The organism is Shewanella sp. 10N.286.45.A1 (assembly GCF_041470405.1).
Lineage (GTDB): Bacteria > Pseudomonadota > Gammaproteobacteria > Enterobacterales > Shewanellaceae > Shewanella.
Map to the genome: position 1 here is coordinate 1 of NZ_JBFRMK010000206.1, position 13037 is coordinate 13037.

12 protein-coding genes are annotated in these 13037 nt (G+C 45.3%); 9 read left to right on the forward strand and 3 right to left on the reverse strand.

All coding sequences use genetic code 11. The annotated features are described in order from the left end of the window. The first annotated feature begins 139 nt into the window (after positions 1-139). On the forward strand, positions 140-868 hold the full coding sequence (locus AB4238_RS15220) for a sulfite exporter TauE/SafE family protein (protein ID WP_372034187.1): 729 nt from the start codon (positions 140-142) through the stop codon (positions 866-868). 55 nt (positions 869-923) lie between these two features. Here AB4238_RS15220 and AB4238_RS15225 read toward each other — a convergent pair whose 3' ends face one another. Together AB4238_RS15225 and AB4238_RS15230 are read right to left on the reverse strand one after the other, a co-directional pair. After that, positions 924-2117, reverse strand: coding sequence for a conjugal transfer protein TraF (locus AB4238_RS15225; protein WP_372034188.1), 1194 nt, complete (start codon positions 2115-2117; stop codon positions 924-926). A 328-nt stretch (positions 2118-2445) separates the two neighbouring features. Further along, positions 2446-3189: a helix-turn-helix domain-containing protein gene (locus AB4238_RS15230; protein ID WP_372034189.1), complete on the reverse strand. Its 744-nt coding sequence runs from the start codon at positions 3187-3189 to the stop codon at positions 2446-2448. Positions 3190-3356: 167 nt separating this feature from the next. On the opposite strand from AB4238_RS15230, the gene AB4238_RS15235 reads away from it, so the two are divergent. From AB4238_RS15235 to AB4238_RS15265, 7 genes are all read left to right on the forward strand, one after another. Next, a complete protein-coding gene (locus AB4238_RS15235) occupies positions 3357-4526 on the forward strand; it encodes a Gfo/Idh/MocA family protein (protein ID WP_372034190.1) in 1170 nt (389 codons plus the stop codon). Further along, the gene (locus AB4238_RS15240) at positions 4526-5575 is read left to right on the forward strand and encodes a sugar phosphate isomerase/epimerase family protein (RefSeq protein WP_372034191.1); all 1050 of its coding nucleotides are present in this window, start codon (positions 4526-4528) and stop codon (positions 5573-5575) included. The genes AB4238_RS15235 and AB4238_RS15240 overlap by 1 nt, the downstream gene beginning before the upstream one ends. A gap of 20 nt (positions 5576-5595) precedes the next feature. Beyond that, positions 5596-6849, forward strand: a complete 1254-nt coding sequence (locus AB4238_RS15245; protein ID WP_372034217.1) for a sugar MFS transporter — start codon at positions 5596-5598, stop codon at positions 6847-6849. Next, positions 6839-7465: a gluconate 2-dehydrogenase subunit 3 family protein gene (locus tag AB4238_RS15250; protein ID WP_372034192.1), complete on the forward strand. Its 627-nt coding sequence runs from the start codon at positions 6839-6841 to the stop codon at positions 7463-7465. The genes AB4238_RS15245 and AB4238_RS15250 overlap by 11 nt, the downstream gene beginning before the upstream one ends. A 51-nt stretch (positions 7466-7516) precedes the next feature. Further along, positions 7517-9250, forward strand: coding sequence for a GMC oxidoreductase (locus AB4238_RS15255; RefSeq protein WP_372034193.1), 1734 nt, complete (start codon positions 7517-7519; stop codon positions 9248-9250). Between the two features lie 55 nt (positions 9251-9305). Then, positions 9306-10241, forward strand: a complete 936-nt coding sequence (locus AB4238_RS15260; protein ID WP_372034194.1) for a sugar phosphate isomerase/epimerase family protein — start codon at positions 9306-9308, stop codon at positions 10239-10241. Positions 10242-10538: 297 nt separating this feature from the next. Further along, positions 10539-10736, forward strand: coding sequence for a hypothetical protein (locus tag AB4238_RS15265; RefSeq protein ID WP_372034195.1), 198 nt, complete (start codon positions 10539-10541; stop codon positions 10734-10736). Positions 10737-10925: 189 nt separating this feature from the next. On the opposite strand, the gene AB4238_RS15270 is transcribed toward AB4238_RS15265, so the two are convergent. Beyond that, positions 10926-11825, reverse strand: coding sequence for a LysR family transcriptional regulator (locus AB4238_RS15270; protein WP_372034196.1), 900 nt, complete (start codon positions 11823-11825; stop codon positions 10926-10928). 204 nt (positions 11826-12029) lie between these two features. Between AB4238_RS15270 and AB4238_RS15275 the strand changes: the two genes are divergently transcribed. Further along, positions 12030-12749, forward strand: coding sequence for an SDR family oxidoreductase (locus AB4238_RS15275; RefSeq protein ID WP_372034197.1), 720 nt, complete (start codon positions 12030-12032; stop codon positions 12747-12749). Positions 12750-13037 lie beyond the last annotated feature (288 nt).

Genomic DNA, 13037 nt, shown 5'->3' on the forward strand with positions numbered 1-13037 from the left:
TCAAGTAGAACGGGTATACCTTAATTCACAAGGTTGTCATTGCAATCTAGTCTACACGAGTTGCCTTAACTGAAGATTGCACTCCTACTCGCTCTGCGCCTCGTTGAGTGAGTTTTAAAGCCATTACAGGGCTAAATAGATGTTAGATCCAAGCACACTGCTCCTCGCTTCACTGATCATATTTTGTGGTGCATTAACTCAAAGCTTAATTGGCTTTGGCTTAGCCGTGGTCGCCAGCCCACTACTTTACATTGTCGAGCCCTCTCTTGTGCCAGCCCCAGTGATTTTGATGGGTTTTTCAATCGCTGCATTAACGCTGTTTAGAGAAAGGGGACAACTTGAGTTCAATGGACTGCAATATGCGTTACTCGGGCGTATTCCTGGTGGGATCTTAGGTGCAATGCTTATTCTAACCGCACCCCAAGCGGTTCTCGGGCTTGCTATAGCCTTTATTGTCGCCTTGGCGGTTGGCTTAAGCCTGCTCAAGTTTAGTCTGCCTGTTAATCGTTTTACATTGTTTATGGCAGGGATCTTGTCCGGTGTATTTGGCAATATAGCCGCCATTGGTGGACCGCCACTGGCGATATTACTTGCGGGTAAAGATGCTGCTCAATTTAGAGCGGCACTATCAGCATTCTTTATTTTCAGTTCGATGATCGCCTTAACTATTCTAGGGTTCGCTGGATTATTAAAGCTTGAACATTTATGGGTTTCTTTGATGTTACTGCCGTCAGTTATACTCGGCTATGTAGTGGCAGGGAGACTGGTAGGCAAAGTTGATAAACAAAAAACCAGAGCTTTCACTCTGGTCTTGTGTAGTTTAAGTGCTGTGATTTTGACGATTAAGTCTATTATTGAGTTAAGTTAATGAGCAAACGACTTTGTTTGTCAAAATAGGCTCATTACCGATAACGGCCTCAATTTTAGAAATGATAAGAGGTCTGCAATACCCCACCTAATGCTTCATCATTGCCAAACATACCAGTAAAGTCTAAGAAGAAAGATTCACCAATGGTAAAACCAGAACCAATAGAGTAAATGTTAGCAGTAGAGTCTTTCATATCATGACGGTAACCCAGTCGTAGCGACATCCAATCGAATGCTCTGACCTCACCGCCTACGCGCCAATACTGAGTCCCATCCAGCTCTTTAAACTTCTTATTCTCAACCAAGTCGACGTCAGTAGTGACGGTTAGTCTTCTCCAGCCATATGCAACACCAGCTGTGACTAATGGCTCCACTCTGTAAGTAAACTTGTTACCTTCAACTTCGTTCGTTTCCACATCTTGGCTGATAAGGTTACGCCCCGATAAACCAAATACTAAGCCGTTAATGGGCTCAATAGCGAAACCAACATCGACATTGAAATTAGTTTCATCATTACGATATTCAACGTCATCAAAGTCACTGGCCGAGAAGTTGTTGGCATTAGCAATGTAATTATAGGTATCGATGCGTTGGAACTTTGGCGAGATACCGACAGAAATCGGCATATTAACGATAGATAGTGGAAAGCTTAATGCAACACCTAAATCTGAAACCGCACCACCGATCACTTGCCCTTCAGAAAGCAGATCTGTCACTTTGGGTGGATTAACCGGATCGAGAGCCGCAAGTGCATCAATATCTGCTTGAGCAATATTGGCAGCCCCTACAGCATTTACATAACTCTTATAAAAGATGGCTATCGGCATTCTTTGATGAGGAATGGCGACGCTAAACCCAAGACCAGCACTGGCATATGCCGATGTTCCCTTTAGAGACTCTAAGTCCAGAATCAATTCATCTCGGTAAACATCGATATCGGCACTATTTCCAGCATCAATCGATGCAGCCAGTCCGTCATAGGAATCAATAAGCGAATCGAACTTGTCGATCATGTTGTCGCTATCTGCCATATCAACACCTAAAACAGGCATAAGCAATACAGCAGAGTTATCTTTATGGACATTTATTCCAAGTAGAGCGGGGTTTACGAATGCAGCGCCTTCATGGTTCGATGCCGCAACACCTGCACCGCCCATAGCATCACTACGTGCTTCATAATATTCTTGGCCTGAGTAGGCAAAAAAACTGGGGATCAAGGTACACAGTAGCGCTAATTTACGTAGTTTCATCCATTCCGCCCTTTTTATTTCCTTAACGCTTTAACACCAATACGGCCCAAATCGAAAAAAGGTCTTAAATTGTTTTTTCTTATTAGAGTTATTCTAAGCCAAAAATAACAACTAAGGGATAAATTTTAACGTTAAAGACACATTTTTATTACCAGCCAATATTAACTCAGGTCAATGTGGTTTAATAGGCTTGCAGAATGATGAAGAAAAGTGACGATAAAACGCATATAACTACGATATATCAGAACCTTAAAACTCATACTCTGACTTGCTTTTTTAGCGTCACCTAACGCTAAGTTCTAAGCCGTTTACCCATTTATTGAACAGGCTAATGAGTACAATGCTCTCGCCTAAACTGCGATGGACTCTTGCCGAATAGGCGCTGAAACTGGCGACTAAAATAGCTATGGTCATTAAAGCCTGTTTCTTGGGCAATATTCGCAATACTTTCATTAGTCTCAATCAGCAATCGACGCGCGCTTTCTAGCCTCACCTCATTGATAAACTGTTTCGGTGTTTGCCCTAAATGCTTAGTAAATCGTCGCTCTAGGGCGCTAATAGAAAGATGTGCTGTCTGTGCTAGCTCAGTTAAAGTAATCGGTTGCATATAGTTCTCTTTAATAAATGCGACCGGAACTTTCAGGGCATCCATGCTGCTTAGGGTCAGAGAGGTTTTCTGCAAATGTCGTGAGATACCATAGGAACCAACCACCTCACCTGTATCATTTATAATTGGCCGTTTAGAAGTAATAAACCACGCAACCTCCTGCCCTTTAAGACAATTCATCTCCAATCGATCGTTAACCCGATTACCTCGCATTACCTTTTGATCATCGTTAATAAATTGCCGGGCAATATGCGGCTCAGAAAAATCAAAATCATTACAGTGATAGATCTGCGCCAGTGTCTGCACACCTACATGCTCAAGAAAATACTGATTAGCGTAGATAAACCGGCTATCTGAATCCTTCACCCAAAACAGTATATCGGGCATGAGATCGAAGGCTTCCACCAGCTGCCTTAGTAAAAGTATTTGATTTAACTCGTTTGGCCACTTATTCCGCTGATGCACAAGCATCTCCACTTATTCCAATATTTTATAGTAACTGAACAAAGACTTACAAAAGGTATAAAATATACCACGCCGATTTTGTCATATAATAAACCGAAATCATAATAACCCTATTAGTAACACTTAGATAACATAAGTTAATCACTGCAGTAAGGTTAAATTTAAACATGCGCAAAATTAGAATGGGAATGGTCGGCGGAGGCCAAGGGGCCTTTATTGGAGAGATCCACAGAATGGCCGCTCAGCTTGATGGACAGTTTGAGCTAGTTTGTGGCGCCTTCAGTGCCGACCCATTTAAATCGTTAGTCTCTGGTAAAAATCTCTATCTAGCACATGAACGTTGCTACGCCAGTTATGAGCAGATGTTTATTGAAGAGTCCAAACTCGATGAAAGTGTTCGCATGGATGTCGTGGTAATCGTCACTCCAAACCACTTGCATTACCCTGTAGCCAAAATGGCATTGGAGTATGGCTTCCATGTCATTAGCGATAAACCCGCAACCATAAACCTTGCTCAAGCAGTCGCATTAAAACAACAACTACTAAGTAGTGATCTGCTTTATGGCTTGACCCATACCTACAACGGCTACCCTATGGTTAAGGAAGCTAAACACCGCATCGCCAGTGGCGAGCTTGGTACCATTCGCAAAGTATTGGTGGAATACTCCCAAGGCTGGTTATCGTCTCAAGATGACGAAGACAGTAAACAGGCTGCTTGGCGCTTAGATCCACAGCAATCAGGTATAAGCTGCTGCGTTGGTGATATCGGCGTGCACGCCGCCAATCTTGCTGAGTATGTCAGTGGTTTGTCTATTGAGCAGGTATGCGCAAACTTAAGCAGCAATGTCGAGGGCCGCGTTCTCGATGATGATGCCAGTATCATGCTTAACTTTAACTCCGGTGCTCATGGTGTGTTGCTTAGCAGTCAAATAGCGATAGGTGAAGAGAACCGCCTTACACTGCGAATTTACGGTGATAAAGCCAGTCTTGAATGGTCACAAATGGAGCCAAACAGCCTTATCATAAAACGTCCCGACGCCACCTCAGTGATCCGCACCGGTGTCGGCGCGATCAGTCCGCTTGCAGCTGCATGTACCCGCACTCCAGCGGGCCATCCAGAAGGTTATATTGAAGCCTTTGCCAATATTTATAAGCAGTTTGCCGCGAAATTAAATGCCAGACTCGACAATCTTCCTGAAAGCGCTTTTAGTCTTGATCTCCCTGGCATTGATGCCGCTATAACGGGAATGGCCTTTATTGAAGGTGTTGTGTCTGCCAGCCAAGGGGAAGCTAAATGGCACAAGCTAGCAAACACTGAGCTTGGAGTGCAGTGCTAATGCAGCAGATTAAAGGCCCTGCGATTTTTCTGGCACAATTTATGGCTGATAACGCCCCTTACAACTCACTAGACTCGTTATGTCAGTGGGCTGCGGATAAAGGCTTTAAGGGCATCCAGCTGCCTACCGACCCTAAGCTGTTTGATCTCGAGCAAGCGGCCAGCAGTCAACATTATTGCGACAGCATCACTCAAATTGTGGCTAGCCACGGTCTTGCTATCACCGAACTGTCGACCCATCTGCAAGGCCAACTCGTAGCAGTCCATCCAGCATACGACGCTATGTTTGACAGCTTTGCACCGCCGCAATATAGAGATAACCCAGCAGAGCGAACCCAATGGGCGATTTCTCAACTAAAGCATGCCGCCATTGCCAGCCAGCGCCTAGGCCTTAAAGCACATGCAACTTTCTCTGGCGCCCTGCTGTGGCAAACCATTTACCCGTGGCCGCAGCGACCTTCAGGATTAGTTGAGCTTGGTTTTAAAGAGCTAGCCGCACGTTGGCGACCGATTTTAGATGCATTTGATACCGCGGGTGTCGATGTCTGTTTTGAGCTGCACCCAGGTGAAGACCTGCATGATGGCGCCAGCTTCGAGCGCTTTCTGGCCGAAGTAGACTTTCATCCACGCGCCAATATTTTGTACGACCCGAGTCACTTTGTACTACAGCAGCTAGACTATCTGGCTTTTATCGATATCTACCATGAACGCATCAAAGCATTCCACGTCAAGGATGCTGAGTTCAACCCCAATGGACGCTCTGGAGTATATGGTGGCTATCAATCATGGCAGGAGCGCCCCGGACGATTCCGCTCGTTGGGTGATGGTCAAATCGACTTTAAAGCCATCTTTAGCAAGCTCACCCAATATGGCTACCAAGGCTGGGCAGTGCTCGAGTGGGAGTGCTGCTTGAAACACCCTGAAGAGGGTGCCAGTGAAGGTGCTAAATATATCGAGCAGCAACTAATAAGGCCAACCGACAAACAGTTTGACGACTTTGCCGCGGTTGAAACCAATCTCACATTTAATCAAAAGCTACTTGGGCTTTAACCATAAGGACATGAGCAATGATGAATACCCACAGGCAATCCTCGATGCTATTTAGGATCTGCTGTATCGCACTGACTGTTACCGCGATGACATTTGCAATTAGGGCTGGCATTTTAACTCAGCTCAGCAGCGAGTTCGCCCTCAGTGACAACCAACTTGGTTGGGTGAATGCTATGGCGTTTTTAGGCTTCCCAGTAGCAACGCTATTTGGCGGATTGGTCTACAACTCACTCGGAGCCAAAAAACTGCTTATCATTGCCTTCTCTTGTCACTTATTAGGGCTGCTACTCACTCTCTCTGCTGAGGGCTTTTATGGTTTACTGATCTCCACTTTCTTTATAGGTTTTGCCAATGGTGCAGTCGAAGCGGGCTGTAACCCACTTATCGCTGCCGCTTACCCTAATAAGAAAACCATCATGCTTAACCGCTTCCATGTGTGGTTTCCAGGCGGGATAGTGATAGGCGCACTTGCATCACAGCTGTTAACTCAGCTTGGCTTTGGCTGGCAAACACAAATAGCGATTATGCTGGTGCCAACGCTGGTTTACGGCGTGCTCACTTTTAGACAGCCATTCCCGCCGGTCCTCGACCAGCAAGAGTCTACTCGCCGTAATGTTGCAGCGCTAATTTCACCACTATTTATCTTCATGGCAATATGCATGACGCTCACAGCAACCACAGAGCTTGGTACTCAGCAATGGATAGAGAGAATACTCGGCGCCTCCGGTGCTTCGCCTATGCTAATCATGGCGCTCATTACTGGCATTATGGCGCTAGGGCGATACTTTTCTGCATTCCTAGTTACCACCCTCAACCCTGTTGGATTGCTGCTAGGGTCGGCAATAGTGGCAAGCTTAGGCATTTACAGCATGAGCTGGGCAACTGGCGGCTACGTATACGTAGCAGCGATACTGTTCGCCCTGGGTGTGACTTACTTTTGGCCTACTATGCTAGGTTTTGTCGCTGAAAAAATGCCGCAAACCGGTGCACTCGGCTTGGCGGTTATGGGTGGCATTGGTATGTTCGGCGTTAGCATTTGGAACCCCATCATCGGCAGCTGGATAGATACCGCGAGAGAAAATGCATCACAGTTAAGCAGTAACCCCGAGCTTGCTGCTGGGCAATCAGTATTAGCAAGTTTATCCATATTTCCAGTGTTATTAGTCATCGCATTTAGTTTGTTGCTTATTTATATGAGAAAGCAAAACGCAAAATCAGCACTCCCAGCAAAAAGTGAGCCGCAAACCAATCATGGTGAAGACTATGCCGCATAATGAAACAGACTCGAACGAACAACTGCAACGACGCCGCTTTCTAAAAGGCCTCAGCGCCCTCGTTGGCAGCTTTGCCGCGGGTCAGTTTATCTTTGGCAATGGTTTATCGGTGGCACAGGCTTACGAAATAGTGCCCGGCGGTATTCAGGGAAAAGGCCAGCTCCTAACAGCTTTGCAACTTGAGCAATTAGCGCAAGTGTGCCGCCAAATATTACCGCGCACCAACACACCAAGTGCAGCAGATGTCGACTGTCATGGTTTTATCGATAACCAGTTAACCCATTGCTATGAAGCGCGAGAACAGCAGCGAGTCATTGCTACGCTTAATAACCTCAACAGTGCAGCAAAAAATCAACATCAACTGATGTTTACGGCGTTGAGCGACATGCAGCAAGTTCATTTACTTAATGCCATCGACACCGGGCAATCTCCCTTTAATAAATCACAGACTAACGACTTTAAATTTCTAAAAAGCTTAATCTGTTTTGGTTATTACACCTCTGAGATTGGCGCGACGAAAGAGCTGCGTTTTGACCCTATTCCCAACGGGTATAAGGGCACTGTGGCATTAGGTGAAGATGACAGTAACTGGGGCTCTCAAGGCTTGTTTTACTAGATATGTTTGCCGCCATATTCTGTTAAGAAAAAGCACAGCGAGATAGACAAGATGAACAACAAAAAAGACGAATATTATATTAAGAACAGCGACACTGTCTTTGATGCTATCGTGATAGGCTCTGGGATCTCTGGTGGTTGGGCTGCTAAAGAGTTTACCGAACGCGGCTTTAAAACCTTAATGATAGAACGTGGCCGTATTGTCGAGCACCGGAAAGATTATATTGGCGAGAATATTCCGCCATGGCAGCAACCATTACGCACTCGCGTCGACAACTTGCTTGTGAACGAGCAACATAAAATCCAAAAGCAGTGCTATGCCTTTAAAGATGCCACCAAGCACTTTTTTGGTAACGATAAAGACCTGCCTTACACCACAGCTAAAGGCACTCAATTTAGCTGGATTAGAGCTAACCAATTAGGCGGTAAATCGCTACTTTGGCATCGACAATCTTATCGTTGGGGACCTTATGATTTTATCGCCAATAAAGCTGATGGTCACGGTAATGACTGGCCTATTCGCTATGCAGATATTGCTGATTGGTACTCCCATGTAGAACGTCACGCTGGTATTAGTGGTAGTAAAGAAAATCTACCCAACCTGCCAGATAGCGAGTTTTTGCCGCCATTCGAGCTCAATGCTCCCGAAAAAGCACTACAAAAGCAGTTTGCAGCGCTCTACCCAGAACGCCCAATGATTATTGGCCGCGCCGCTCATTTAACCGAGCCAACCGAGCTGCAGGTGTCTCAAGGGCGGATGCAGTGTAAGGCACGTAACGAGTGCCAAGCGGGTTGTTCTTTTGGTGCATACTTCTCAACACAAAGCTCAACCCTGCCCGCAGCTGCAGCAACTAACAACTTGCATATCGCTGCCAATAGCGTAGTTCACAGCCTGATTTATGACGAAAGCAGTAATCGAGTGAAAGGGGTCAGAGTCATTGATAACGATGACCTTAGCCAGCGAGAGTACTTCGCTAAAGTGGTATTTGTCTGTGCTTCAACGTTAGGCTCAACTCAGATCTTGCTCAACTCCACCTCTAAGCGTTTCCCTAACGGTATTGGTAATAGCTCAGGAGTACTCGGTCACTATTTAATGGATCATAATTACAATGCTGGCGGCACTGGCGACTTGGCCGGGTTTGATGATGAGTTCTATTCCGGTCGCCGTCCTACCGGTGTTTACATGCCCAATTTTAACTATAAGCCAGATAACAAACGCAGTTTCCTGCGGGGCTACGCACTCTCTGGGCGTGCTTACCGAGAAGACTGGAAAAGTATGCAGCGTAGTGATGGTATTGGCGTGGATTTTAAAAACAAACTAAGGCGCCCAGGTAAATGGAAGTTTGGTTTATGGGCCCAAGGGGAGATGCTGCCACGCTATGAAAACCACGTTAGCCTGCACACAAACTTAAAAGATAAATGGGGCATCCCTCAGCTCAATATCAATTGTCAGTTCTCTGAGAATGAACGAGCCATGATGCATGATGCAGCCAATCAAGTAGAGATAATGCTTACGGCGGCAGGCTTAACCAATATCAACACTGAAGTGACCAACGAAGCGCCAGGACTGGCAATCCATGAAGTTGGCACCGCAAGAATGGGGCGCGATCCAAAAACCTCATATTTAAATGGTTATAACCAAAGCCACGACGTACCCAACCTTTTTGTCACTGATGGTTCAAGTTTCTGCTCATCGGCAGTGCAGAACCCCAGCCTGACATTTATGGCGCTTACCGCAAGAGCTGTTGATTACGCCGCCAAAGAGCTACAACAGAAAAGACTTTAAGCTAATTAGTTTTAAATAAGCCGACTTTAATACAATTAAAAGCATGGATTTTATAATGAATAGACTCTCTAATATCAGCCTTATTGCACTTTCGCTTATGGTGATTGCTTGTACCGACTCAACGCCGCAGGAGACTGTAACCGTGACAGCAGCCAAACCAGTACCAAGCGCCTCTGCCGCCAAGGTTGAAGCAGCCACTAACTTACCGCAAATTAGCGTGCAGCTTTACTCTGTTAAAGATGATCTTAAAGCTGACTTTAAGCAAACCATAACCCGCATTGCCGCCATGGGCTTTAGCGGTGTTGAATTTGCCGGAGACTTCGGCCCTTACGCTGACGACCCACAAGGGCTGAAAGAGTACTTAGCCAGCGTTGGCCTGCAAGCCAGTGGCGCTCACGTACGTTTTAAGCATTTTGATGCAGATAACTTCGCTCAGTCAGTGGCATTTTACAAAACCTTAGGAGTTGATAGTGTGATTGTGCCTTGGGATGAGCGCGCTAATGATCCAGATAAAATCAATGAACTGGTCAGCGATCTTAATAAGCTAAACGAGCAACTAAAAGCTGAAGGATTACGCTTTGGTTACCACAACCATGATGAAGAGTTTGAAGCCTACCAACAACATACTTTTTGGGATCAAATAGCGCGTAACACTGCTGATGACTTTGTGATGCAAATGGATGTCGGTTGGGTCGCTTACGCCGAAAAAAGCCCGGTGCTCTATATCAACCGTTACCCAAACCGTACTCAGACAACCCACTTTAAAGCTAAGCTGCCAAAGAGCTTTGTGGCCACCGAAGCCTTAGCAGGAAAACGTGCAATTATTGGCGAAGACATGACTGACTGGCCAGCGGTGATCAACAGCAACATTGCTGTTGGTGGCACCCAGTGGTTTGTCGTCGAGCAAGAAGAGTATCCAGATGGGCTGACACCACTTGAAGCAGTGGCATTATCGAAAAAAGGCTTAGATCGCATTATAAAAACGCTGTAACTGATGATCTAAACTCATGCTATAAATCATATTCCACTATAGGGGCACAACTCAGTGCCCCCTAATGGTTCCGCAAGGCTAGCTTACAGGCTCACATACTTTCTAAACTCACCATCAATGTATCCGTTATCTAACATCAAAAAAATCAATGATAAAGCCATGACAAAAGCAAAATAGATCGCCTATATTGAAACTTAAGCAACAACCATAAGTGAAACTTTTGTGCACCAATAGGCGTCTAAATAAGTAGGACAATACTAATTTGAGCCGTATTAATTGTCAGCGACGGAGGTGACTATGCATCTAATCATGAAATCTCAGTTCGACGAGCTTCGCCTTAACGATGAATATGAATACAGTACCAATGATAGAGGTGGCAAGAAAGTCGTTAAGATCTATAAAGACGGGGACCTAATAGCCAAAAAAGTCGCCATCAAACACTCAGTGCAGTACTTTGGTGTCACCGGAGTCGAAGAGCTGCTTGAGCAAGCTTAAGGCTTATTTCGCCGGGGCGCTAAGAGATTGACTCTGATGAAATCAAGAGCGGGCGCCAGCCGCTTTGCCCCTTGGCTCAACTCTTGATTACAGCAATGGGCGAAGCACCATGACCTTTATCAAACGAAATTTGATGATCTCCGCCTCTGCCGTGGTCGAAGCGACACGTGAGGCTATCTGCAACAACACTCAAACATAGTCCTGAAAATGTTGAGTAGTAAAAGTAATAAACTCTCTTAATCGCGCTGGTTGAAACTTATCTTTACTGTATAACAGATACAAAGGTGTAGCTGGGATAAGCCACTGGTCAAACACATGAACCAGCTCGCCTTTTTGTAACTCATCAATACAATACAGCTCAGGCAAGCGCACAATCCCGTGTCCCGCTAATGCGCTACTTTTCATCACTCGTCCATTTTTACAGCGAAACTTGCCGGTGATCGCTACCTCTGATTTTTGCTGCGCATCAGCTTTATGCTGAAAGCTCCAGTGGTTAATCGAGCCGATAATACAACTATGCTCATGTAATGCTTTCGGATGAGCAGGGATGCCTCTTTGCTCAAGATATGCCGGCGCTGCTAAGGTGCAGTTAGTGATGTCCATGAGTTTACGAGCCACTAGGCCAGAGTCCTCTAACTCCCCCATGCGAAACACTAAATCAAAATGATCTAACACTAGGTCAACACGTTGGCTGCTAAAGTCTAGGTTAATGCTGATATTGGGATGAGCACTAATAAAGTCATTCACTATGCGGGTGACAATCTCCTCGCCAATATAGCCGCCAACACAGTTAATATTGATATTACCCTGTAGGTTTTGCGCATTATCTACTGTTTTTGCAACGGCTTGCTCCATCACATCGAGAGCATGCTGGCAGCGCTCATAAAAAAACTCGCCTTGATCCGTTAACCTTTGCGCCCTTGTCGTGCGCGTAATCAAGGTCACCCCGAGATAAGTCTCTAACTGAGTCAACTGCTTAGATAGGTGCGAACGTGAACAGCCAAGCTTTTCAGCCGCCAAGGTAAAACTGCCCTGTTCGGCAATCACTGTAAATGCTCTAACATCTGCTAGATTTAAGTCTTTGTACATTTCATCGGCTCGGCTCGGCTGAAAACAGAGTGGCAAGCTTACATTAGGAGCTATATGTAAACAATGATGTTCGCTATACATTATATATCAACAATAAGCCTGGCGTTAGACTACACCCAATTCGACATGACTAACTAACATTGCCGACTCAATACAGTCAATTCAGCTGCATGAGTTGAGTAATACATCTTTACTGAGGTTTATATGAAACAACTTATCGTAATTACTGGCGCATCTTCAGGTATTGGCGCTGCAATGGCACAAGCATTTAGCGCTAAAGGTCATCCACTACTTCTTCTAGCTCGTCGCGTTGAGCCAATGCAAGCACTGAAACTTGAAAACGCTATGTGTGTTAGCGTTGATGTGACTGATGCTACAGCAATGAAAACAGCTATCGCAGCGGCTGAAGAGAAGTTTGGTCCTGTTGGCGGCTTAATCAATAATGCTGGCGTAATGTTACTTGGCGCAGCTGATGTACAAGATCCTGCCGAATGGAGCCAGATGCTTAACATCAATGTGATGGGCGTACTTAACGGCATTCATGCTGTGCTTGCTGATATGAAAGCACGTAAAACAGGCACGATTATCAACGTTAGCTCAATTGCTGGACGTAAAACATTCCCTAACCACGCCGCATATTGCGCCACTAAGTTTGCTGTTCACGCATTGACTGAAAATATCCGTGAAGAAGTGGCTATGGATGATGTTCGTATGGTTACCATTGCTCCAGGTGCTGTAGAAACAGCCCTTTTGAGCCACACAACTGATGAAGAAATTAAAGCTGGCTACAATGAATGGAAAGAGTTCATGGGCGGTGTTATCGAGCCTACAGCAGTCGCTGACGCAGCAGTATTTGCTTTTAAACAGCCACAAAATGTCTGTGTGCGTGAGATTGTTTTAGCGCCAACACGCCAACAGCCTTAATGATGAGCTGCTAACACTTGCTCAAAGTGTTATTGGCGTAAATTATAGCGCCACAAATCTAAGCCTTAACAGCATCCGCTGTTGAGGCTTTTTTGTCACTTTAAATTAACCATTCTATTACTTTAGGGATAACTAAAAAACGTGTTCTGCAACAAGCTAAAAATCACTAAAAAATTAAGTAGAAATATCCCTGCCATCTGAGAGCGAAGCGATTAATCTATTTATAAACAACATTTTAAAGTGAAACCGCAAAGCCCATTAGATTTTCTGCCTTTAGCCTTTAGCCTT